Genomic DNA, 21,863 nt, shown 5'->3' on the forward strand with positions numbered 1-21,863 from the left:
GTAGGTCGCCGCCAGGTCACCACGGCACACGCCAAACCATCCAAGGACGTGGACGCAGCAAGGCTTCGCAAACACTTGACAATCGTCGCACACGGTCCTGTCCCAAGGAACACCCGCGGGGTGGAGCAGCCCGGTAGCTCGTCAGGCTCATAACCTGAAGGTCGCAGGTTCAAATCCTGCCCCCGCAACCAAAAAGCGTTGAAAGCCCGTCTCGCAAGAGGCGGGCTTTCGGCATTTCAAACCAGCCGCGTCCGAGTTGGACTTGGTGTGTGGTAGGCCTGCATCAGGCCCCATCGAACGTTTTTCTGTTTTTTATCGCGTCGGCGCGGGTCGCTTCGCTCAGCGCGTCCCGGTGGCCTTGCTGTGGGTGGATGGCGGGGGCATCGGACATCCACCTCCCGTACCGGCCGTGACCAACGCGGTGGTGGCGTGATTGGACGACCCCGTCATCGATGCCCAGCCAAGCCCACATTTTCGGCGTGAGTATCTACTAATATAACAGTTGTTTTTTGTGGCATACCAGAAATACTTTTGTGTGAAATGATATTGACCTCCCGGCGGTCGCTGGGCTTAATCGGCCGCCTTACACAGTTCGCGCCGGAGAGCAGCATGATGGGACGGGATTGGCGGGTCGCAGGCGGTGTCCGCCGGAGGTTGGTGGTGGCTGCGGCGGCGATGATGACCGCCGCCGTGGTGGTCGGCGTGATTCCCGGCCCGCTGGGCAGCGCCGCGGCGCAGGAGGCGCGCCAGGGCGGCACCCTCAGCATCATCCTGCAGCCGGAGCCGGTGACGCTCACGCCCTCGACCAACATGGCGCAGCCGACCCAGGTGGTCGCCGGCAACATCTTCGACGGTCTGGTCACCTACGATTTCGAGCTGAAGCCGAAGCCCGCGCTGGCCGAACGCTGGGAGGTGGCGCCCGACGGCCTGACCATCACGTTCCACCTGCGCAGCGGTGTGAAATGGCATGACGGCCAGCCCTTCTCGGCCGCCGATGTGAAATGGTCGCTGGAGAATGTCTGGAAGACCATCCACCCGCGCAACAAGTCGCTGTTCGAGAACGTCACCCAGGTCGACACCCCGGACGACGCCACCGTCATCCTGCGCCTGTCCAAGCCGTCGCTGCCGATCCTGTCGGTGCTGAACGGCGTCGGCGCCCCGATCCTGCCCAAGCACCTCTACGAGGGCACCGACGTCCTCAACAACCCGTACAACAACAAGCCGATCGGCACCGGCCCCTTCGTCTTCAAGGAGTGGAAGCGCGGCGAGTTCGTCGAGCTGACCCGCAACCCGGATTATTGGGAGGCCGGCAAGCCGCACCTCGACCGGCTGCTGTTCCGCATGATCCCCGACGCCGCCGCCCGCGCCGCCGCCATCGAGAAGGGGGAGATCCAGTACGCCCCCTACAACCCGGTGCCCTTCCGCGACGCCGAGCGGCTGGCCAAGCTGCCGCGCCTGAAGGTCGACACCCGCGGCTACGAGTGGCTGTCGCCGCTGCTCTACCTCGATTTCAACATCGAGAACCAGCATCTCAAGGACGTGCGGGTGCGCCGGGCCATCGCCCACGCCATCGACCGCGCCGCCCTGGCGAAGATCGTGTGGTTCGGCTACGCCAAGCCGGCGATCAGCCCGGTGCCGTCGTCGCTCGTCACCTTCCACAACGCCAAGCTGCCGCAGTACCCCTTCGACGTGAAGAAGGCCGAGGCGCTGCTGGACGAGGCCGGACTCAAGCGCGACGCCAACGGCGTGCGCTTCACGCTGACCCATGACTTCCTGCCCTACGGCGACGATTACCGCCGCACCGGCGAGTTCCTCAAGCAGGCGCTGAAGCGCGTCGGCATCGAGGTGACCATCCGCTCGCAGGACAGCGCCGCCTTCATCAAGCGGGTCTATGTCGACCGCGATTTCGACTTCGCCATCTCCTACAACAACGCCTTCCCCGATCCGCAGATCGGCGTGGTGCGCGCCTTCTGGTCGGGCTGGCTCGGCACCGGCACGCCCTGGACCAACGGTTCGGGCTACCGCAACGCCAAGGCCGACGCCCTGATCCAGGAAGCCGGCGTCGAGGGCGATCCGGCCAAGCGCGTCGCCCAGTTCAACGAGTTCCAGGACATCGTCCTGGGCGACGTGCCGTCGTTGCCGCTGCTGGAGCTGAACTTCTTCTCGGTCTATTCGGCCGACCTCGAGGGCATCGTCGAGCAGGGCGATCAGGTCTATTCCTCGCTGAAGAACGCCCGCTTCGTGAACGCCCCGAAGGGGAACTGACGCGCCGTGCTGACCTATCTCAGGCGCAGCGCCGCCCAGGTGGTCTTCGTCCTCCTGGGCATCGCGTTGATCAACTTCTTCCTGCTGCATCTGGCGCCCGGCGACGCGGCCCAGGTGCTGGCGGGGGAGTCCGGAGCGGCGACGCCGGAGTATATGGAGGCGCTGCGGCGGCAGTTCGGGCTGGACCAGCCGCTTCACGTCCAGTTCCTGCGCTATCTCGGCAATCTGGTGACCTTCGACCTCGGCTATTCCTTCCGCCAGTCGCTGCCGGTGTCGGAGCTGATCCTTCAGCGCCTGCCGGCGACGCTGCTGCTGATGGGGACCGCCATCGGCTTCGCGCTGGTCGCCGGCTGCTCGCTGGGCTTCCTCGCCGCGCGGCGGGCGGGGAAGCTGACCGACACGGTGATCTCCATCGTGGCGCTGCTGTTCTACGCCACCCCGGTCTTCTGGGTCGGCATCATGCTGATCGTCGTCTTCTCCGTCATCCTGGACTGGCTGCCGGTCGGCGGGATGACCAGCGTCGAGGCCAATCTGAGCGGCCTCGCCCTGGTCGGTGACGTGGCGCTGCATCTGGTGCTGCCGGCGGTGACGCTGGGACTGTTCTACCTTGCCATCTACGCCCGGCTGATGCGGGCGGCGATGCTGGAGGTCTATGGCCAGGACTTCGTCCGCACCGCGCGGGCCAAGGGGGTGCGGCCCCGCCGCATCGCCTGGCGCCACGTGCTGCGCAACGCCCTGCTGCCGATCGTCACCACGCTCGGCGTGCAGCTCGGCTCCATCCTCGGCGGGGCGGTTCTGGTCGAGACGGTGTTCTCCTGGCCGGGGCTGGGCCGTCTGGCCTTCGCGGCGCTCTTCCAGCGCGACCTCAACCTGCTGCTCGGCATCCTCTTCTGCTCGTCGGTGGTCGTGGTCCTCGTCAACATCGCGGTCGATCTCGTCTACACGCTGCTCGACCCCCGCATTGAACTCAACTGACCGATGGCGCTTCCCGAGACCGTTTCCCTCCCGCCGGCGCGGGCGGACTTCCGCGACACCACCGTCGGACGGCTGCTGCGCCGCCCGTCGGCGCTGCTGGGGCTGATCCTGCTGGCCGGCATCCTGGCCATGGCGGCCTTCGCCGACATCGCCTTCACCGGCGACCCGCTGGACATGGCGGGGATGCCGCTGCTGCGTCCCGGCGAGGACGCCGCGTTCCCGCTCGGCACCGACATGATGGGGCGCGATCTGGCGTCGGGCATCTTCCACGGCGCCCGCGTCTCGCTGCTGATCGGCGGGGTGGCGGCCCTGGTGTCGCTGGTGATCGGCATCGGCATCGGCGCGCTGTCCGGCTATTACGGCGGGCGGATCGACCGGGCGCTGATGCGGGTGACCGAGCTGTTCCAGACCATCCCGCCCTTCCTGTTCACGCTGGCCCTGGTCGCCATCCTGCAGCCGTCCATCGCCACCATCACCGCGGCCATCGGCATCACCTCCTGGTCGGGGCTGGCGCGGCTGGTGCGGGCGGAGGTGCTGCGCCTGCGCAACAGCGAGCTGGCCCAGGCCTCGATCATCCTCGGCGCGTCCGACGCCCGGATCATCTTCCGGCACATCCTGCCGAACGCGCTGGCGCCGGTGATCGTGTCGGCCTCGATCCTGGTGGCGACCGCCATCCTCACCGAGTCCTCGCTGTCCTTCCTCGGGCTCGGCGATCCCAACGTCGTCAGCTGGGGCGGCATGGTCGGGGCGGGGCGCGAGACGATCCGCACCGATCCGCACGTCGCCGCCATCCCCGGCGTCGCCATCGTCATCGCCGTGCTGGCGCTGAACCTGCTGGGCGACGGGCTGAACGACGTGCTGAACACAAAGGGCGAGCGGCGATGAGCGATCCTGTGTCGAGCGAGCCGGTTCTGGCCGTCGACGGGCTGTCGATCGGCTTCCAGACCCGCCGCGGCCTGTTGCCGGCGGTGCGCGAGCTGTCCTTCTCGGTCCGGAGCGGCGAGATGCTCGCCATCGTCGGCGAGAGCGGCTGCGGCAAGTCGCTGACCGCGCTGGCGCTGCTCGGCCTCGTGCCGCCGCCCGGCCGGGTGACCGGCGGAACGGTGCGGCTGGAGGGCCGCGACCTGCTGGCGCTCGACGAGGCGGCGCTGCGGCGCGTGCGCGGCGCCCGCATGTCGATGATCTTCCAGGAGCCGATGACCGCGCTCAACCCGGTGCTGACCGTGGGCGAGCAGATCATGGAGGCGATCCTCGAACACGAGGCGGTCAGCCGCAAGGCGGCGCGCGAGCGGACTCTGGCGCTGCTGGAGCGGGTGCGCATTCCCGATCCGGAGCGCCGCTTCGCCGAGTATCCGCACCGCCTGTCGGGCGGCATGCGCCAGCGGGTGATGATCGCCATGGCGCTGGCCGGCGCTCCGGCCGTGCTGGTCGCCGACGAGCCGACCACCGCGCTCGACGTCACCATCCAGGCGCAGATCCTCGGCCTGATCGACGAGCTGCGGCGGGAGCAGGGCACCGCCGTGGTCTTCATCACCCATGACCTCGGCGTGGTGTCGCGCTACGTCGACCGCGTGCTGGTGATGTACGCCGGCCGCAAGGTGGAGGAGCGCGACACCCGCGACCTCTTCGCCGGTCCCCTCCACCCCTACACCCGCGGCCTGATCGCGGCGCAGCCGCGCGCGGGGGCCGGTGCGGCCGGCGCCGAGCGGGAGCGTCTGGCCGAGATTCCCGGCACCGTGCCGGCCCTGGCGGCGATGCCGCCCGGCTGCGCCTTCGCCCCGCGCTGTCCGCTGGCCGACGCGCGTTGCGTCCAGGCCGTTCCGCCGCCGCGCCGGGCCGGAAGCGGCCTCGTCGCCTGCCATCACGCGGGAGAGACCCATGCCCTCTGACGTCATGCTCGCCGCCGAGGCCAACGCCACCCCCGCGCCGGCCGTTCCGGTGCTTCAGGTGAGCGGGTTGTCCGTCGAGTACCGGACGGCGCGCGGCGTGGTCCACGCGCTGGACGACGTGTCCTTCGAGCTGGCGCCCGGCGAGACTCTGGGCATCGTCGGCGAGTCCGGCTGCGGGAAATCGACGCTGGCGCGGGCGGTGGTCCGGCTGCTCGACCCCAGCGCCGGCACCATCCGGCTGGGGGGAACGGACATCACCCACGCCTCGCGGCGGCGCATGCGCGCGGCGCGGCGCGACCTCCAGATGGTGTTGCAGGACCCGGCGGCCTCGCTCGACCCGCGCTGGACGGTCGGCGATCTGCTGGCCGAGCCGCTGGAGATCCACGGCATCGGCACCCGCGCCGAACGGCGGGCGCGCGTCGCCGACCTGCTGGGAAAGGTCGGGCTGCCGCCCGAGGCGGCGCAGCGGCGACCGCACGAATTCTCCGGCGGCCAGCGCCAGCGCATCGGCATCGCCCGCGCGCTGGCGCTGGAACCGAAGGTCGTGGTTCTGGACGAACCCGTCTCGGCGCTCGACGTCTCGGTCCAGGCGCAGATCCTCAACCTGCTGACCGACCTGCAGCGCACGCTGGGCGTCAGCTTCCTGTTCATCGGCCATGACCTGTCGGTGGTGGAGCATGTCTCCGACCGGGTGGCGGTGATGTATCTTGGAAGGATCGTCGAGCTGGGCGGCCGTGACAGCCTGTGGCGCCGGCCCGCCCACCCCTACACCCGCGCCCTGCTCGACGCGGCCCCACGGATCGACGGTCCCTCCGCCCCCGCCGGACCGGGCTTGGCCGGCGACACGCCCAGCCCCTACGACCTGCCGTCGGGCTGCCGCTTCCACACCCGTTGTCCGATCGCCGCCGACCGTTGCCGGAACGAGGCGCCGGCCCTGCGGGCGCTGTCGCCGGGCCACCTCGTCGCCTGCCATTTCGCGGAGTGAGGGGCGGAGGCGCCCACCCCGCAACCAGCGACCGGGAGCTGAGCATGGGGTCCCGCCCGGCCACCGATCCAGGAAAAATCGGACGGCCCGTTCGGTGGGCATGGCCGGAATCGTGGTGTCTTTGACATTCCAGCCAAGCGCGCCACGGCATACTCTGACTCCAGCGCACAAGCGTCCGGTGGATCGAAGCCCCGGGGGCTGCCGCTTCGGAACGGGGCAGGGGCGGAGAGGGACATGCTCACCATCGGTTTCGTGGTGTTCGACGATTTCCAGGTGATGGGCATGGCCGCGCTGTCGGCCTTCGAGATGGCCAACCTCGTGCTCGACCGCCCGGCCTACCGGGTCCATGTGCTGTCGGAACGGGGAGGGCCGGTGCGCAACTCGCTGGGCTTCGCCATCGAGACCGAACCGTTCGGCGTCGGCGTCTTCGACACGACCGTCACCATCGGATCGCTGCGGGTCAAGCCGTCCACGCCCGGTCTGCTCACCTATCTGCGGGACGCCGCCACGGCCTCGCGACGGGTCGCCGGCATCTGCACCGGCGCTTATGTGCTGGCCGAGGCCGGTCTGCTCGACGGGCGCCGCGCCACCACCCACTGGAGCCATGCCCGGACCCTGCAGCGCCTCTATCCCAAGGTGAAGGTGGAGGAGGACCGCATCTTCAGCGTCGACGGCCCTGTCTGGACCTCCGCCGGGATGACCGCCGGCATCGATCTCGCCATGGCGCTGGTCGAGGACGACTTCGGCGCCGAGGTCGCCAAGCAGGTGGCGCGCAAGCTGGTGGTCTACCTGCGCCGCCCCGGCGGGCAATCGCAGTTCTCGGCCCTGCTGGATCTGGAACCGCGCTCCGACCGGGTCCGGCGGGCGCTGGTCTACGCCAAGGAGAATCTGAAGAACGACCTGTCGGTGGAGGAGCTGGCGGAGGCGGCGACGCTCAGCCCGCGCCAGTTCAGCCGCCTGTTCCGCCAGGAGACCGGCCAGACCCCGGCCAAGGCCGTCGAGCATCTGCGGCTGGAGGCGGCGCGGGTGATGATGGAGGAAGGGCGCCATTCCATGGACATCATCGCCCGCGAAACCGGCTTCGCCGACCGCGAGCGGATGCGCCGCGCCTTCCTGCGCGCCTACGGACAACCGCCGCAGGTGGTCCGCCGCACCGTCGAAAGCGGCCGTCTGTCGGCGCTGGAGTGAGTGCCCGGCGGCACCGGGCTTAGGCTGATACCAACACGATATGGCTCCCGCCGTGCATCGGCGGCGGTGGCTCCTTCCATCATCCGAAACAGCGTTTTCCTGGGAATGCTTCGGCTTCCCGCGACGCACGCGCTCGACCTTTTTCCAACCAGGGACATGACACCATGCAGCTCACCGGCAACACCATCTTCATCACCGGCGCAACCTCCGGCATCGGCCGCGGGCTGGCCGAGGCGTTCCACAAGCTCGGCAACCGGGTCATCATCGCCGGCCGGCGCAAGGCCCTGCTCGACGAGGTGACCGCCGCCAATCCCGGCATGACGGCCATCGAGCTGGACATTGCCGACCCGGCCAGCATCCAGGCCGCGGCCGCGCGGCTGATCGCCGAGAACCCGACGCTGAACGTGCTGATCAACAACGCCGGGATCATGCCGTTCGACGACGCCTCCGCCCCGATGGACGACGCGCAGGCGCAGGCGATCCTCACCACCAACCTGCTCGGCCCGATCCGCATGACCTCGGCGCTGATCGAGCATCTGAAGGCGCAGCCGCGCGCGGTGATCGTCAACAACACCTCCGTGCTCGCCTACACGCCGCTGGCCACCACGGCGGTCTATTCGGCGAGCAAGGCGGCGCTGCACAGCTACACGCTGTCCCAGCGCTTCATGCTGCGCGACACCAGCGTCGCCGTGCAGGAGATCGCGCCGCCCTGGGTCAACACCGACCTGATCAAGAAGGGCGACGATCCGCGCGCCATGCCGCTGGACGCCTTCATCGAACAGACGATGGCCGCGCTGGCCAGCGACGCGGAGGAGGCCATCGTCGAAAGCGCCCGCCCGATGCGCGACAACGCCGGCCCCAACGAGCACGCGTTGGTGATGGGCTTCAACAGCTACATCGCCGAGAACCCGATCCCGGTCTGATCGGGCGCACCGTCACGGGAACGGGCCGCCGGGTTCCCGCCCGGCGGTCCTCTCCTGCGCCGCCGACGGAGGCCGCGGCCGGCCATACGGGGAATCGCGTATTCCCGCCGGACGGCCACTCCCCGATGATCGGTCGGGACGAAGAAGCGTGCGAAAACAATGCGGAAGCCGGATTCTCAGCCCGCTTCCCGCGCGCGCCGCCCCGTGCCCCCGTCACGCAAGGGAGATCGAGATGATCCACGGCGATATCACCAGCAGCAACGACACCGTCGGCGTCGCCGTCGTCAATTACAAGATGCCGCGCCTTCACACCAAGGCGGAGGTGCTGGAGAACGCGCAGAAGATCGCCGACATGCTGATCGGCATGAAGACGGGCCTGCCGGGCCTCGACCTCGTGATCTTCCCCGAATATTCGACCCACGGAATCATGTATGATTCCAAGGAGATGTACGAGACCGCCGCGACCATCCCCGGCGACGAGACCGAGATTTTCGCCGCGGCCTGCCGCAAGGCGAAGGTGTGGGGCGTCTTCTCCCTGACCGGCGAGCGGCACGAGGAGCATCCCCACAAGGCGCCCTACAACACCCTGATCCTGATGAACGATCAGGGCGAGATCGTGCAGAAATACCGCAAGATCATGCCCTGGGTGCCGATCGAGGGCTGGTATCCCGGCACCTGCACCTACGTGTCGGAGGGGCCGAAGGGCCTGAAAATCAGCCTGATCATCTGCGACGACGGCAATTATCCGGAAATCTGGCGCGACTGCGCCATGAAGGGGGCGGAGCTGATCGTCCGCTGCCAGGGCTACATGTACCCGGCCAAGGACCAGCAGGTGCTGATGGCCAAGGCGATGGCCTGGGCCAACAACACCTATGTCGCGGTGGCCAACGCCGCCGGCTTCGACGGCGTCTATTCCTACTTCGGCCATTCCGCCATCGTCGGCTTCGACGGCCGCACGCTGGGCGAATGCGGCGAGGAGGAGTACGGCATCCAGTACGCCCAGCTCTCCAAGTCGCTGATCCGCGACTTCCGCAAGCACGGCCAGTCGGAAAACCACCTCTTCAAGCTGGTCCACCGCGGCTACACCGGCATGATCAACAGCCACGACGGGGTGAAAGGGGAGGCGGCCTGTCCCTACGACTTCTATCGCCAGTGGGTGAGCGATCCCGAGGGCACGCGGGCCATGGTGGAATCCTTCACCCGCAAGACGGTCGGCACCCCCGAATGCCCGATCGACGGCATCCCGTCGGACGAACCGGCGCACCGCTGACCCCCGGCACGCGCATCGCGAAAGGCGGACGGCATGGCGCTCCACAGCTACCGGATCGCGCGGGAACCCTACTATCGCCCGGCCGGCGACGAGATCGCGCTGTTCGAGGCGGCCCACGCCGACCGCCTGCCGGTGATGCTGAAGGGGCCGACCGGCTGCGGCAAGACCCGCTTCGTCGAGCATATGGCGTGGCGGCTCGGCCGGCCGCTCGTCACCGTGGCCTGCAACGAGGATTTGACGGCCTCCGACCTCGTCGGCCGCTACCTGCTGGAGGCGGAAGGGACGGTCTGGCAGGACGGGCCGCTGACCCTGGCGGTGCGCCACGGCGCCATCTGCTACCTCGACGAGATCGTCGAGGCGCGCGCCGACACCACGGTCGTCATCCATCCCCTGACCGACGACCGGCGGGCGCTGCCGCTCGACAAACGGAACGAGCTGCTGACCGCCCATCCCGACTTCCAGCTCGTCGTCGCCTACAACCCCGGCTATCAGAGCGTGGCGAAGGATTTGAAGGAATCCACCAAGCAGCGCTTCGCCGCGCTGGAGTTCGGCTATCCGGCGGCGCCCGTCGAGGCCGGGATCGTCGCCCACGAGGCCGGGATCGACCCGGCGATGGCGCGGCGCGTGGTGGCTGTGGCCGAGCGCAGCCGCAACCTGCGCGGCCGCGGGCTGGAAGAGGGCGCCTCGACCCGCATGCTGATCCACGCCGGCCGGCTGATCGCCCGCGGCGTCGCGCCGGAGGCCGCCTGCCGGATGGCCATCGTCCTACCGCTGACCGACGACCCCGACCTGCGCGACGCGCTGGCGGCGGCGGTCGGCGCCTGCTTCTGACCGGCGATGGACGGCGTTGGTGGAGACATCGCCCTGGCCGATGTCGAACGCCGGCTGAGGGCCTACGGGGCGGCGTTGTGGGGAAGCGATCCGCCCTTGCGGCCCTTGGTCGGGGAGGGCGATCCGGCGGCGCAGCGGCCCCGCTTCGACGCCGACCTCGTCCGGCTGCCCGTGGTCTGGCCGTCCCTGGACCTCTACCGGGCGGCGCTGGCGCATGTCGGGGCGCACCGCATGTTCTCGCGCCCGTGGCCGGCCAAGGGGCTGAAGCCGCTTCTGACCATCGTCGTCTCGCTGGTCGAGGACGCGCGGGTCGAGCATCTGGCGATGCGGCGCCTTCCCGGCCTGCGGCGGCTGTGGGCGCCGTTCCATCGCGTCGAACCGTCGCCGTCCCTGATGGCGGCGGACCTGCTGGAGCGGCTGGCGCGCGCCTTGTTCGACCCCGGATTCCGGGACGGCAACGCCTGGGTGGACAAGGGGCAGCGGTTGTTCTTCGAACGGCCGGAGCGCTGGGACGACTCGGGGTTCAGCCTGCGGCTCGGCGGCGATCTGGCCGGCGACCTCGGCAAGACGCGGGTCCAGGTCAACGCCCGCGGGCACCGCGTCGACCCCGTCTATCGCGACGACAACGGCGGACTCTGGCTGTACGACACCCCGCCGGAGCCGCCGCGCGACGCCGACGACCCGCTGGAGGCGGTTCGGCCGGAGCCCGTGGAGGAAGAGGGCCATCGTCGAAACGCGCCGTCGCAGACACCACCGGCGCCGGCGCCGCTCGCCGTCGCCGAAACCGCCGCGCTGCGGCCGGTGGCGCGCTACCCGGAATGGGACCACCGCATCGGCCTGCACCGGCCCGATTTCGTCCAGGTGATCGAGGCCGTTCCGGAGCATGGACCGCCGTTGCTCGCGCCCGCCGATCCCCGTCTTGTCCAGCGGGTCCGTGCCCTGGTCCACCACGCGGTGGTGGCGCGGCCGGAGCGGTTGCGGCGGCAGCGGGAGGGCGACGCCCTCGACCTCGACGCCTGCGTCGCGGCGAGCGCGGCCCGGCGACAGGGGCATGCCCCGGACACGCGAGTGTACCGGCGGGTGCGGCGGCGGGGCCGCGACCTGTCGGTCCTGTTGCTGCTCGACGCGTCGCATTCCACAAACGATCCGGCGGGGGACGGCACGGTGCTGGACCTCGAACGCCGGTCGGCCGACCTGTTGGCCGGCCCGCTGGCCGCGGCCGGCGACCGCTTCGCCCTGGCGGCTTTCCGTTCCGATGGGCGGGAGGCGGTGCACTGGCTGCCGGTCAAGCGCTTCGCCGAGCCCTACGACGCGGCGGCGCGCGGGCGCCTCGCGGGGCTGGACGGGCGCTGGTCGACGCGGATGGGGGCGGCGATCCGCCACGCCGGCGCGGCGCTGTCCGCCCAGCCGACGCTGCGCCGCCTGCTGCTGCTGGTCACCGACGGCGAACCGTCCGACATCGACTGCCCCGACCCCCGCCATCTGGTGGAGGACGCCCGCAAGGCGGTGCGGGAGCTGGCCGGGCGGGGCATCGACGTGGTCTGCGTGGCGCTGGGCGGCGATCCCCACACGCATCACCGCATCTTCGGCCGGCGCAACGTGCTGCCGGTCGACCGGGTGGAGCGGCTGCCCGACATCCTCCCGGCCGTCTATGTCCGGCTGACCGGCTGAATCCGCGGACGTCTACCGGCCGTTCAGCGCCCGCACCGCCATCGCGGCGGCGGCGGCGCGGTTCTCGACGCCGAGCTTCGCGTAGATCTGTTCCAGATGCTTGTCGACCGTGCGCGGGCTGAGGCCGAGGATTTCGGCGATGTCGCGGTTGGGCTTGCCGTTGGCGACCCACATCAGCACCTCCGCCTCGCGCGGCGTCAGGGACAGCTTGTCCTTGAGCTGGGTGTCCTCGCCGGCGCCCGTCTCCTCGGCCAGTTGCAGGAGAATTTCGTCGGGACCGGTCTGGCCGACCGGGCTCAGGCGCAGGCGGCGGCCGTCCGTGCCGGTGGCGATCACCACGCTGTCGGGCTTGCGTCCGGGGCCGCCGGCCTGACGGTCGGCCAGCCAGCGCCGCGCCTCCTCCGGCAAGGAGACGCCGTCCCCCCCGGCGGTGCCGAAGGCCGCCTCCAACATGCGGGTGGTCTGCGGCGTGCACCACAGCACCTCGCCCCGGTGGTTGGCGGCCAGCAGGGTGCGGCCGGTGACGTCCAGCGCCGCCCGCGTGCTCTGGGCGACGCGGGCGTTGGCAAGGTGGGCGTACATGCGGGCGATCAGGGTCTCGGCGACGATGGGCTTGGTGACGTAATCCACCCCGCCGGCGGCGAAGCCCTTCAGGATGTGCTCCGTCTCGGTCAGGCCGGTCATGAAGATCACCGGGACATGGGCGACCTGGCTGCTGCGCTTGAGCTGCCGGCAGGTTTCGAAACCGTCCAGCCCCGGCATGATGGCGTCCATCAGGATCACGTCGGGGGTCACCTGCTCCAGCAGGGCCAGCGCCTTGCGGCCGTCCAGCGCCACCAGCACGGTCACCCCGGCCTCCTCCAGCGCGTCGGTCAGGAAGCTGAGGGCTTCGGGCGAGTCGTCGACGACGAGGACGACGTCACGCGGTTTGGTTACGGGCTTCATCGTCATGGCTGGACTCGTCATGGCGGGAGTTGTCATGGCGGGAATTGTCATGGCGGGGCTTGTCGTCGCGGGACTTGTCATCGCGGTGCACCGCCTCCAGCGCGGCCATATACTGGTTGAGGTCGTAATTGCTGACGAGCGTGCGCATGCGGCCGACGAAGCGCTCCAGCTCCGGATGGGCCGCGGCGATCTCGGCGAGCTTGGCCTGCATGCCGCGCACGTAGCCGATGCGGCCGAGATGGATCAGCTCGGCGATGTGGTGCTGAGGCGGCAGCTCCGAGGGGGTGAAGACCGGCGGCCCGGCGTCGGTGTCGGCCGGCGCCTCGTATTCCCATTCGATGCCGCGCAGCCGGCCGATGCAGGCCAGCAGCTTGGGGATGGACACCGGCTTGGCGGCGAAGCCGTCGTGGGGCTGGTCGCCGTCGGAACCGGGACCGGCGCGGTCCTCCCGCGTGTCGGCGGACACCAGGATGATGGTGGTGTCGCCGTGGCCGGCGGCGCGCAGCCGCCGCGCCACCTCCAGCCCGTTCATGCCGGGCATGGAGATGTCGAGCAGGAGGATGTCCGGCCGGTGCAGTTCCGCCATGGCGAGGCAGGTCGGCCCGTCGGTCGCCTTGAACACGGTGAAGCCCAGCTCCGCCAGCAGGTCGGACAGCAGGCTGCGGTGGGCGAGGTCGTCGTCGGTGACCAGCACGGTCAGGCGCGGGCCGCGATAGCCGCGGATCGGGTGGTCGGGCTGGCTGGCGGCGGTGGACAGCATCGCCGCCGACATCATCAGCCGCACCCGGAACAGGCTGCCCTTGCCGGGCGTGCTGGTCACGGTGATCTCGCCGCCCATCACCTCGGTCAGCAGCTTGGTGATGGTCAGGCCGAGGCCCATGCCGGGCACCATCGGGTTGGCGGCCGACCCGCGCTCGAACGGTTCGAAGATGCGCTCGCGGTCGGCCTCGGCGATGCCGGGGCCGGTGTCCTCCACCTCGAACTCGGCGATCTGGCTGCGGTGGCGCACGCGCAGGCAGACCGAGCCGGAATCGGTGAACTTGATGGCGTTGGACAGCAGGTTGATGAGGATCTGGCGGATGCGCCCCTCGTCGGTGAAGACGACCGGCGGCAGATCCTCCGGCGCGTCGAAGCGGAAGGCGATTCCCTTGGCCTCCGCCTGCAGGTGGAACATGCCGACGAGCTGGTCGAGCAGGTCGCCGAAGCGCACCTCCCCGCGGTTCAGCTGCAGCCGGCCGCTCTCGATCTTCGACACGTCGAGCAGACCGTCGAGCAGGCCGGCCAGATGCTCGGCGCTGCGCCGGATGACGCGGACGGCGTCGACCCGGTGCGGCGGCATGGCCGCGTCGCGCTCCAGGATCTGCGCGTAGCCGAAGATGGCGCTCAGCGGCGTGCGGAACTCGTGGCCGATGCCGACCAGATAGCGGCTCTTGGCGAGGTTCGCCGCCTCGGCCGCCTCCTTCGCCTTCTGGAGCTGGGCGTCGGTGCGCTCGTGGGCCTCGATCTCCCGGATCAGCAGGGCGGTCTGCTTCTGCGTCTCCTCCTGCGCCACCCTGCGGCTCTCGCGCGCCAGGACGAACAGCCAGGTGGCGACGCCGGCGACGATCATCAGGATGAAGAAGACCTTCCACAGCGTGCTGCCGATCAGCGCCTGCGCCTCGGCGTTGACCGAGGCGACCTCGACATAGACCAGCGCCAGCACCGCGCCGACCGCCAGCGCCAGCATCAGCAGGACGCCCAGATAATGGCCGAGCCGCGCCTTCAGCGCCGTCGCCGCCCGCGGTGGCAGCACGGCGTCCAGCGCGCGGCGCAGCTGCACGCCCATCCGCGCGTCGGTCTTGCAGCCGTCGCCGCAGCGGGCGTCCAGCGAGCAGCAGAGCGAGCAGATGGCTCCGGCATAGACCGGGCAGTGGGCCATGTCCTCCGGTTCGAAGGCGTGCTGGCAGATGCAGCAGCGGATCGCCTCCGCGCCGTTCCAGTCGTCGAAGGGGCGGCGCGCGATGTAGGTGCCGCCGCGCGTCGCCCAGGCGATGGCCGGGGCCGCGACGAAGGCGGTGGCGAAGGCGAGGAAGGGCGCGCAGACCCGCAGCGTCGGCCCCAGCGCGTCGAGGAAGGCCAGCATCGACAGCGCCGTCGCCAGCAGCATGGCGCCGACGCCCACCGGGTTGATGTCGTAGAGGTGGGCGCGCTTGAACTCGACGTGGCGCGGGCTGAGGCCCAGCGGCTTGTTCACCACCAGATCGGCGACCAGCGCCCCGATCCAGGAGGCGGCGACGCTGGAATAGAGGCCCAGCACCGGCTCCAGCGTCTTGTAGATGCCCAACTCCATCAGCATCAGGCCGATGACGACGTTGAACACCACCCACACCACCCGGCCGGGATGGCTGTGGGTCAGGCGGGAGAAGAAGTTCGACCAGGCGATGGAGCCGGCGTAGGTGTTGGTGACGTTGATCTTGAGCTGCGACAGCACGACGAACAGGCCGGTCAGGCCGAGGGCGAGCTGCGGCGACGGCGTCACGTACTGGAAGGCGACGAGGTACATCCGCGTCGGTTCCGCCGCCATCTCCAGCGGCACGGCGTTCTGCAGCGCCAGCACCACCAGGAAGGAGCCGAGCAGCAGCTTGATCGTGCCGATGACGATCCAGCCCGGCCCGGCGGCGACCAGAGCCGCCCACCAGCGCAGCCGCTTGGTCCCGGTGGCGGCGGGGTCGTAGGGCAGGAAGCGGATGAAATCCACCTGCTCGCCGATCTGCGCCAGCAGGGAGAACACCACCGACGCCGCAGCACCGAACAGCATCAGGTCGAAGGCGCCGCCCGCCTCCGCCGCCTGGCCGGTGAAGCTGGTCCAGGCGCTGAAGGCCTCGCGGTCCTGGACGGCGATGAACAGGAAGGGCAGGGCGTGCAGCGCCAGCCACAGCGGCTGGGTCCACAGCTGGAGGCGGCTGATGACGGTGAAGCCGTAGGCGACCAGCGGGATGACCAGGAGCGAGCTGACGACGTAGCCGGCGGCCAGCGGCAGGTCGAAGACCATCTCCAGCGCCGTCGCCATGATCGCCGCCTCGATGGCGAAGAAGATGAAGGTGAAGGAGGCGTAGATCAGCGACGTGATGGTCGAGCCGATGTAGCCGAAGCCGGCGCCGCGCGTCAGCAAGTCCATGTCCACGCCGTAGCGGCTGGCGTAGTAGCTGATCGGCAAAGCGCTGGCGAAGATCAGGACGGCGGCGGCCAGGATGGCGAGGGCCGCGTTGGTGAATCCATAGCTCAGCGTGATCGCTCCGCCGATGGCCTCCAGCGCCAGGAAGGAGATCGAGCCGAGCGCGGTGTTGGCGACGCGCAACGGCGACCACCGCCGCGCCTTCCGCGCGGTGAAGCGCAGCGCGTAATCCTCCAGCGTCTGGTTGGCGACCCACCGGTTGTAGGTCCGCCGGATCGCGACCACCCTCTGGCGCCCCGCCATCGGCCCCATTCACCCTCCTGAGGATATGTTTGTCTCACTGATTGTTTCTTGGCCCTGTTTCCGGGCATTTTCGCTAATAAATCCTCCGTCCCCGCCAGTCTGTCAGGAACAGATCGGCCAGACAACAGAGTTGAATCACGTCGTTTCTTGCGGGTGGAGGCAACTGTTCCACTCGCTTCCGGGTGGTTGCGGGCGCTCGGGCGGTTCCAGTCTCCCGCGATTTTATAACGATTTGCCGACCGGCGCCCCTATACGCAAATCCACGTATTGCTGCGATGCACTGTTCGGCCAACCATCGGGCTGTCCTAACGCGGAACGTTCCGCCCACCCCCCAAAAAACACCGCCTGTCCGACGGCCGCGCCCGGTTGCGCGCCGTCGTTGCAAGGCGACAACGGCGAACATCAGGAGGTTTCATGTCCTCAGACAAGTTTGATGCGGGCAAGCCCGTTGGCGGGCTGCCGTCGCCGCTCCGCCGCAAGCTCCTCCTCGGCATGGCGGCGCTGCCGGCCGTCGGGCTGCTGCCGCGCGGCGCGCTGGCCCAGGCGCTGCCGACCGACGCCGTCAACACGACGAAGCTGGCGGTCACCGACAGCACGGTGAAGGTCGGCATCCTGCATTCCACCACCGGCACCATGGCGATCTCGGAGACCGGATCAGTCCAGGCCGAGAAGCTGGCCATCGCCCAGATCAACGAGATGGGCGGCGTGCTCGGCCGCAAGATCGAGGTGATCCAGGAGGACGGCGCCAGCGACTGGCCGACCTTCGCCGAGAAAGCCCGCAAGCTGCTGGTCGAGGACAAGGTGGCGGCGGTGTTCGGCTGCTGGACCTCGGCCTCGCGCAAGGCGGTGCTGCCGGTGTTCGAGCAATACAACGGCATGCTCTACTACCCGACCTTCTACGAGGGGCTGGAGCAGTCGAAGAACGTCATCTACACCGGGCAGGAGGCGACCCAGCAGATCCTCGCCGGGCTGGACTGGGTGACGAAGGAGAAGGGCGCCAAGAGCTTCTTCCTCATCGGCTCCGACTACATCTGGCCGCGCACCTCCAACAAGATCGCCCGCAAACACATCGAGATGAAGGGCCAGAAGGTGGTGGGCGAGGAGTATTTCCCGCTCGGCCACACCCAGTTCAACTCGGTCATCAACAAGATCAAGCTGACCAAGCCGGACGTCATCTACGCCTCGGTGGTCGGCGGCTCGAACGTCGCCTTCTACAAGCAGATGAAGGCGGCCGGCATCGACCTCAACAAGCAGGTGCTGATGACCATCTCGGTCACCGAGGACGAGATGCTCGGCATCGGCGGCGAGAACATCGCCGGGGCCTACGCCTGCATGAAGTACTTCCAGTCACTGCAGAATCCCAACAACGAGAAGTTCGTCGCCGCCTTCAAGGCGATGTGGGGCGCCAACAGCGTCATCGGCGACGTGACCCAGGCCGGCTATCTCGGCCCCTGGCTGTGGAAGCTGACGGTGGAGAAGGCCAAGAGCTTCGACATCGACAAGATCGCCGTCGCGTCGGAAGGCATCGAGTTCAGCGGCGCGCCGGAAGGCTATGTCCGCGTCCACGGGAACCATCACCTGTGGAGCAAGACCCGCGTCGGCCGCGCCCGTCCGGACGGCCAGTTCGACGTCGTCTACGAGACGGCGGACCTCATCGAGCCGAACCCGTTCCCGAAGGGCTACCAGTAAGGGGCGGGGCGTCGGCTTCGGTTGCCCCCTCCCTAACCCTCCCCCGCTGCCGCGGGAGAGGGGACGGCCGCCGCTTCGCAGTTGGCCCCCTCTCCCTCGAAGAGGGGGAGGGTCGGGGAGGGGGCAACCGCCTCCGCACTCCGCCGCATCACCGCACGGGAGTTCCCATCATGTTCGAGGGCTACAGCCTGGCCGAGCTCGGGTCGATCTTTGCCATGCAGGGATTCGCGGGGCTCATTCTCTTTTCCGTTTTCGTGCTGATGGCGCTGGGCCTCGCCATCATCTTCGGGCAGATGGGCGTCATCAACATGGCGCACGGGGAGTTCATGATCCTCGGCGCCTACGTGACCTATCTCTGCTCCAACTTCATCTCCAGCACCGCGCCGGCGCTGTTCCCGGCCTATTTCTTCATCGCCATGATCCTGGCCTTCGTCGCCAGCGGGGCGCTGGGGATGCTGGTGGAGTGGGGGATGATCCGCTTCCTCTACCGCCGCCCGCTCGACACGCTGCTGGCGACCTGGGGGCTGAGCCTGATCCTCCAGCAGGTCTTCCGCTCGGTCTTCGGCGCGCGCGAGGTCGGCGTGGTCCTGCCGGACTGGCTGATGGGCTCGGTCGCCGTCACCGACACCATCGAGGTGCCGATCAACGGCCTGTTCGTCATGGCCCTGACCATGGGCATCACCGCCGTCATCTACGCCGTGATGTTCCGCTCGCGCTGGGGCCAGGGCGTGCGGGCGGTGATGCAGAACCGCACGATGGCCGGCGCCGTCGGCATCAACACCGAGAAGGTCGACCGCTACACCTTCGGGCTCGGCTGCGGCATCGCCGGGGTGGCGGGAAGCGCCTTCACCATGGTCGGCTCGACCGGCCCGACCTCGGGCCAGCTCTACATCGTCGACACCTTCCTGGTGGTGGTGTTCGGCGGCGCCCAGAGCCTGGTCGGCACCATCGCGTCGGCCTTCACCATCAGCCAGGCCCAGTCGACGATGGAGTTCTTCCTCAGCGGCTCCACCGCCAAGGTGCTGACGCTGCTGACCGTCGTCGTGATCCTGATGCTGCGCCCGCAGGGCCTGTTCGTCCTCAAAGTCCGCCGCTGAGGAGTCCTTCCATGACGCGCAACCCTCAAACCGGCCTTCTCGACCGCGGTCTCTGGCGCATCGACGGGGACGTCGTCGGCATCCTGCTGCTGGCCGCCCTGCTGGTGATCGTCCTGCCGCTGGGGCTCGACATCTTCCGGCTGAACATGGTCGGCAAGTACCTGACCTACGCCTTCGTGGCGCTCGGCCTCGTGCTGTGCTGGGGCAGCGCCGGCATCCTGTCGCTGGGGCAGGGCATCTTCTTCGGCATCGGCGGCTACTGCATGGCGATGTTCCTGAAGCTGGAGGCCTCCAGCCCCGAGGCGACCAAGATCCAGTCCACCCCCGGCATCCCCGACTTCATGGACTGGAACCAGCTGACGGCGCTGCCCTGGTTTTGGGAGCCGTTCCACAGCCTGACCTTCTCCATCGTCGCGGTGGTGGCGGTTCCGGCGCTGCTCGCCTTCATCGTCGGGCTGGCGATGTTCAAGCGGCGGGTCGGCGGCGTCTATTTCGCCATCATCACCCAGGCCTTCGCCGCCATCCTGACCATCCTGATCGTCGGCCAGCAGGGCTACACCGGCGGCATCAACGGCATCACCGACCTGCGCACGCTGAAGGGCTGGGACATCCGCACCGACGAGGCGAAGCTGGTGCTCTACTTCGTCAACGCCGCCCTGCTGATCGGCTGCATCCTGCTCTGCCTCACTGTCCGCCGCTCCAAGCTCGGGCGCATCCTGGTGGCGCTGCGCGACAAGGAGGACCGGGTCCGCTTCTCCGGCTACGACGTCGCCAACTTCAAGATCTTCGTCTTCTGCTTCGCCGCGGCGCTGTCGGCGGTGGGCGGCGCGATGTTCACGCTGCAGGTCGGCTTCATGTCGCCGTCCTTCGTCGGCATCGTGCCGTCGATCGAGATGGTCATCTACTGCGCGGTCGGCGGCCGGCTGTCGCTGCTCGGCGCGGTCTACGGCACGCTGCTGGTCAACTGGGCCAAGACGATGCTGTCGGAGAGCTTCCCGGAGTTGTGGCTGTTCGCCATGGGCGCCCTGTTCATCGGCGTCGTGATGGTGTTCCCCAACGGGCTGGCCGGGCTCTACCAGCAGTACATCGCCCCGCGGCTGCGCCGCCCGTTCGTCGGCCGGGCCAAGATGCCGGCCGCCGCGGCGCCGATCATCCCGCCCCACACCGCCGCCGACTGAGGAGGGACGGAGACCATGGCCAACAACACCGATTACCTGCTGGCGGTCGAGGGGCTGACCGTGTCCTTCGACGGGTTCAAGGCGGTCAACGACCTGTCCTTCTACGTCGACAGCAACGAGATCCACGTCATCATCGGCCCCAACGGCGCCGGCAAGACCACGGTGCTCGACCTCATCTGCGGGCGGACCAAGGCGTCCGGCGGCTCCATCAAGTTCCGCAACAGGGAACTGACCGCGATGAAGGAGCACCAGATCGTCACCGCCGGCGTCGGGCGCAAGTTCCAGAACCCATCGATCTACGACGACCTGACGGTGTTCGAGAATCTGGAGATTTCCTACCCCCGCGGGCGCAGCGTGTTCGGCGCGCTCGCCTTCAAGCGCGACGCCGCGGTGCGCGAGCGGGTGGCCGAGATCGCCGAGATGATCTTCCTCTCCGATCATCTCGACCAGCGCGCCGAGCATCTCAGCCACGGCCAGAAGCAATGGCTGGAGATCGGCATGCTGCTGATCCAGGACCCCGAGCTGCTGATGCTCGACGAGCCGGTCGCCGGCATGAGCGTCAACGAGCGCAAGAAGACCGCCGAGCTGCTGAACCGCATCATCCAGAACCGCTCGGTGCTGGTGATCGAGCACGACATGAAGTTCGTCGAGGACATCGCCCACCGCGTCACCGTGCTGCACCAGGGCAGGATCCTGTCGGAAGGCAGCATGGAGCGGGTGAAAAACGATCCCAAGGTCGTCGAAGTCTATCTGGGCCATTGAGGCTATCCAGGCCATTCAGCGGGGGATCAAGAGATGCTGTCCGTCAATCAACTCCGCGTGTCCTACGGCGAGAGCGAGGTCCTGCACGGGCTGGACTTCACCGTGGCGCCCAACGAGATCGTCGCCATCATGGGCCGCAACGGCATGGGCAAGACGACGCTGATGAAGTCGCTGATGGGGATCGTGCCGACGCGCTCCGGCGCCATCCGCGTCGGCGGCGACGAGATCACCGGCCTGAAGAGCTACGAGCGGGTGGCCAAGGGCGTGGCCTATGTCCCGCAGGGCCGCATGATCTTCCCGACCATGACGGTCCAGGAGAACATCGAGACGGGGCTCAGCGTCCATGGCGGTCGCAGCGTGCCGGGCGACCTTTACGAGCTGTTCCCGGTGCTGCTGGAGATGAAGGGCCGGCGCGGCGGCAACCTGTCGGGCGGGCAGCAGCAGCAGCTCGCCATCGCGCGGGCGCTGGCGACCAAGCCGAAGGTGCTGCTGCTCGACGAGCCGACGGAGGGCATCCAGCCGTCGATCATCCGCGAGATGGCCCGCACCCTGCGCCGCATCCGCGACGAGAAGGGCCTCAGCATCATCGTGTCGGAGCAGGTGCTGAGCTTCGCGCTCGACATCGCCGACCGCGTGCTGGTGATCGAGAACGGCGAGATCGTCCACGAGGACAGCCGCGATCAGGTCGATGAGGCGAAGGTCGCGCGGCTGCTGTCGGTCTAGGGGATAGCGGGGATT

General features: G+C 68.8%; 17 protein-coding genes and 1 tRNA gene. 16 read left to right on the top strand and 2 right to left on the bottom strand.

Annotated elements, in window-relative coordinates:
* Positions 1–114: 114 nt before the first annotated feature.
* From DXK32_RS12825 to DXK32_RS12875, 11 genes are all read left to right on the top strand, one after another.
* Positions 115–191, top strand: a tRNA-Met gene (locus DXK32_RS12825).
* A gap of 418 nt (positions 192–609) precedes the next feature.
* Positions 610–2,265, top strand: a complete 1,656-nt coding sequence (locus DXK32_RS12830; protein WP_247877120.1) for an ABC transporter substrate-binding protein — start codon at positions 610–612, stop codon at positions 2,263–2,265.
* A gap of 6 nt (positions 2,266–2,271) precedes the next feature.
* Complete coding sequence (locus DXK32_RS12835) at positions 2,272–3,240, top strand: ABC transporter permease (RefSeq protein ID WP_114858864.1); 969 nt, start codon at positions 2,272–2,274, stop codon at positions 3,238–3,240.
* A gap of 3 nt (positions 3,241–3,243) precedes the next feature.
* Positions 3,244–4,125, top strand: a complete 882-nt coding sequence (locus tag DXK32_RS12840) for an ABC transporter permease (RefSeq protein WP_114858865.1) — start codon at positions 3,244–3,246, stop codon at positions 4,123–4,125.
* Positions 4,122–5,129, top strand: a complete 1,008-nt coding sequence (locus tag DXK32_RS12845) for an ABC transporter ATP-binding protein (protein ID WP_114858866.1) — start codon at positions 4,122–4,124, stop codon at positions 5,127–5,129. The genes DXK32_RS12840 and DXK32_RS12845 overlap by 4 nt, the downstream gene beginning before the upstream one ends.
* A complete protein-coding gene (locus DXK32_RS12850) occupies positions 5,119–6,114 on the top strand; it encodes an ABC transporter ATP-binding protein (protein WP_247877121.1) in 996 nt (331 codons plus the stop codon). Before DXK32_RS12845 ends, DXK32_RS12850 begins: the two co-directional genes overlap by 11 nt.
* A 234-nt stretch (positions 6,115–6,348) precedes the next feature.
* Positions 6,349–7,302: a GlxA family transcriptional regulator gene (locus DXK32_RS12855; protein ID WP_114858868.1), complete on the top strand. Its 954-nt coding sequence runs from the start codon at positions 6,349–6,351 to the stop codon at positions 7,300–7,302.
* A gap of 164 nt (positions 7,303–7,466) precedes the next feature.
* Positions 7,467–8,225, top strand: a complete 759-nt coding sequence (locus DXK32_RS12860) for an SDR family oxidoreductase (RefSeq protein ID WP_114858869.1) — start codon at positions 7,467–7,469, stop codon at positions 8,223–8,225.
* 232 nt (positions 8,226–8,457) lie between these two features.
* A complete protein-coding gene (locus DXK32_RS12865) occupies positions 8,458–9,495 on the top strand; it encodes an aliphatic amidase (RefSeq protein WP_114858870.1) in 1,038 nt (345 codons plus the stop codon).
* Positions 9,496–9,528: 33 nt separating this feature from the next.
* Positions 9,529–10,326, top strand: a complete 798-nt coding sequence (locus DXK32_RS12870; RefSeq protein WP_114858871.1) for a CbbQ/NirQ/NorQ/GpvN family protein — start codon at positions 9,529–9,531, stop codon at positions 10,324–10,326.
* Positions 10,327–10,332: 6 nt separating this feature from the next.
* Entirely contained in the window at positions 10,333–11,997 is a 1,665-nt protein-coding gene (locus DXK32_RS12875) for a nitric oxide reductase activation protein NorD (protein ID WP_162801160.1), read from the top strand.
* A gap of 12 nt (positions 11,998–12,009) precedes the next feature.
* Here the strand turns inward: DXK32_RS12875 and DXK32_RS12880 are convergent, their stop codons facing one another.
* Positions 12,010–12,948, bottom strand: coding sequence for a response regulator transcription factor (locus tag DXK32_RS12880; RefSeq protein WP_247877122.1), 939 nt, complete (start codon positions 12,946–12,948; stop codon positions 12,010–12,012).
* Positions 12,917–16,408 carry a hybrid sensor histidine kinase/response regulator gene (locus tag DXK32_RS12885; RefSeq protein WP_247877123.1) on the bottom strand — a complete coding sequence of 1,164 codons (3,492 nt, stop codon included), beginning with the start codon at positions 16,406–16,408 and terminating at the stop codon, positions 12,917–12,919. Before DXK32_RS12885 ends, DXK32_RS12880 begins: the two co-directional genes overlap by 32 nt.
* A gap of 405 nt (positions 16,409–16,813) precedes the next feature.
* Here DXK32_RS12885 and urtA point away from each other — a divergent pair, with 405 nt between their 5' ends.
* The 5 genes from urtA (at position 16,814) to urtE (ending at position 21,848) form a co-directional block, all read left to right on the top strand.
* A complete protein-coding gene (urtA, locus tag DXK32_RS12890) occupies positions 16,814–18,088 on the top strand; it encodes an urea ABC transporter substrate-binding protein (protein WP_114858873.1) in 1,275 nt (424 codons plus the stop codon).
* A 170-nt stretch (positions 18,089–18,258) separates the two neighbouring features.
* Positions 18,259–19,185 carry an urea ABC transporter permease subunit UrtB gene (gene urtB, locus DXK32_RS12895; protein WP_114858874.1) on the top strand — a complete coding sequence of 309 codons (927 nt, stop codon included), beginning with the start codon at positions 18,259–18,261 and terminating at the stop codon, positions 19,183–19,185.
* Between the two features lie 11 nt (positions 19,186–19,196).
* On the top strand, positions 19,197–20,363 hold the full coding sequence (urtC, locus tag DXK32_RS12900; RefSeq protein WP_114858875.1) for an urea ABC transporter permease subunit UrtC: 1,167 nt from the start codon (positions 19,197–19,199) through the stop codon (positions 20,361–20,363).
* A gap of 15 nt (positions 20,364–20,378) precedes the next feature.
* The gene (urtD, locus tag DXK32_RS12905; RefSeq protein WP_114858876.1) at positions 20,379–21,125 is read left to right on the top strand and encodes an urea ABC transporter ATP-binding protein UrtD; all 747 of its coding nucleotides are present in this window, start codon (positions 20,379–20,381) and stop codon (positions 21,123–21,125) included.
* Positions 21,126–21,158: 33 nt separating this feature from the next.
* Positions 21,159–21,848: an urea ABC transporter ATP-binding subunit UrtE gene (gene urtE, locus DXK32_RS12910; protein ID WP_114858877.1), complete on the top strand. Its 690-nt coding sequence runs from the start codon at positions 21,159–21,161 to the stop codon at positions 21,846–21,848.
* The last annotated feature ends 15 nt before the right edge of the window (positions 21,849–21,863 follow it).

The organism is Azospirillum brasilense (assembly GCF_003349955.1).
Classification (GTDB): domain Bacteria; phylum Pseudomonadota; class Alphaproteobacteria; order Azospirillales; family Azospirillaceae; genus Azospirillum; species Azospirillum brasilense_B.

Bases quoted from the DNA above. Each gene is read 5' to 3' on its own strand.
- DXK32_RS12830 (WP_247877120.1), top strand. From the start codon at position 610: ATGATGGGACGGGATTGGCGGGTCGCAGGCGGTGTCCGCCGGAGGTTG.
- DXK32_RS12840 (WP_114858865.1), top strand. From the start codon at position 3,244: ATGGCGCTTCCCGAGACCGTTTCCCTCCCGCCGGCGCGGGCGGACTTC.
- DXK32_RS12845 (WP_114858866.1), top strand. From the start codon at position 4,122: ATGAGCGATCCTGTGTCGAGCGAGCCGGTTCTGGCCGTCGACGGGCTG.
- DXK32_RS12850 (WP_247877121.1), top strand. From the start codon at position 5,119: ATGCCCTCTGACGTCATGCTCGCCGCCGAGGCCAACGCCACCCCCGCG.
- DXK32_RS12855 (WP_114858868.1), top strand. From the start codon at position 6,349: ATGCTCACCATCGGTTTCGTGGTGTTCGACGATTTCCAGGTGATGGGC.
- DXK32_RS12860 (WP_114858869.1), top strand. From the start codon at position 7,467: ATGCAGCTCACCGGCAACACCATCTTCATCACCGGCGCAACCTCCGGC.
- DXK32_RS12865 (WP_114858870.1), top strand. From the start codon at position 8,458: ATGATCCACGGCGATATCACCAGCAGCAACGACACCGTCGGCGTCGCC.
- DXK32_RS12870 (WP_114858871.1), top strand. From the start codon at position 9,529: ATGGCGCTCCACAGCTACCGGATCGCGCGGGAACCCTACTATCGCCCG.
- DXK32_RS12875 (WP_162801160.1), top strand. From the start codon at position 10,333: ATGGACGGCGTTGGTGGAGACATCGCCCTGGCCGATGTCGAACGCCGG.
- DXK32_RS12880 (WP_247877122.1), bottom strand. From the start codon at position 12,948: ATGACGATGAAGCCCGTAACCAAACCGCGTGACGTCGTCCTCGTCGTC.
- DXK32_RS12885 (WP_247877123.1), bottom strand. From the start codon at position 16,408: ATGGGGCCGATGGCGGGGCGCCAGAGGGTGGTCGCGATCCGGCGGACC.
- urtA (WP_114858873.1), top strand. From the start codon at position 16,814: ATGTCCTCAGACAAGTTTGATGCGGGCAAGCCCGTTGGCGGGCTGCCG.
- urtB (WP_114858874.1), top strand. From the start codon at position 18,259: ATGTTCGAGGGCTACAGCCTGGCCGAGCTCGGGTCGATCTTTGCCATG.
- urtC (WP_114858875.1), top strand. From the start codon at position 19,197: ATGACGCGCAACCCTCAAACCGGCCTTCTCGACCGCGGTCTCTGGCGC.
- urtD (WP_114858876.1), top strand. From the start codon at position 20,379: ATGGCCAACAACACCGATTACCTGCTGGCGGTCGAGGGGCTGACCGTG.
- urtE (WP_114858877.1), top strand. From the start codon at position 21,159: ATGCTGTCCGTCAATCAACTCCGCGTGTCCTACGGCGAGAGCGAGGTC.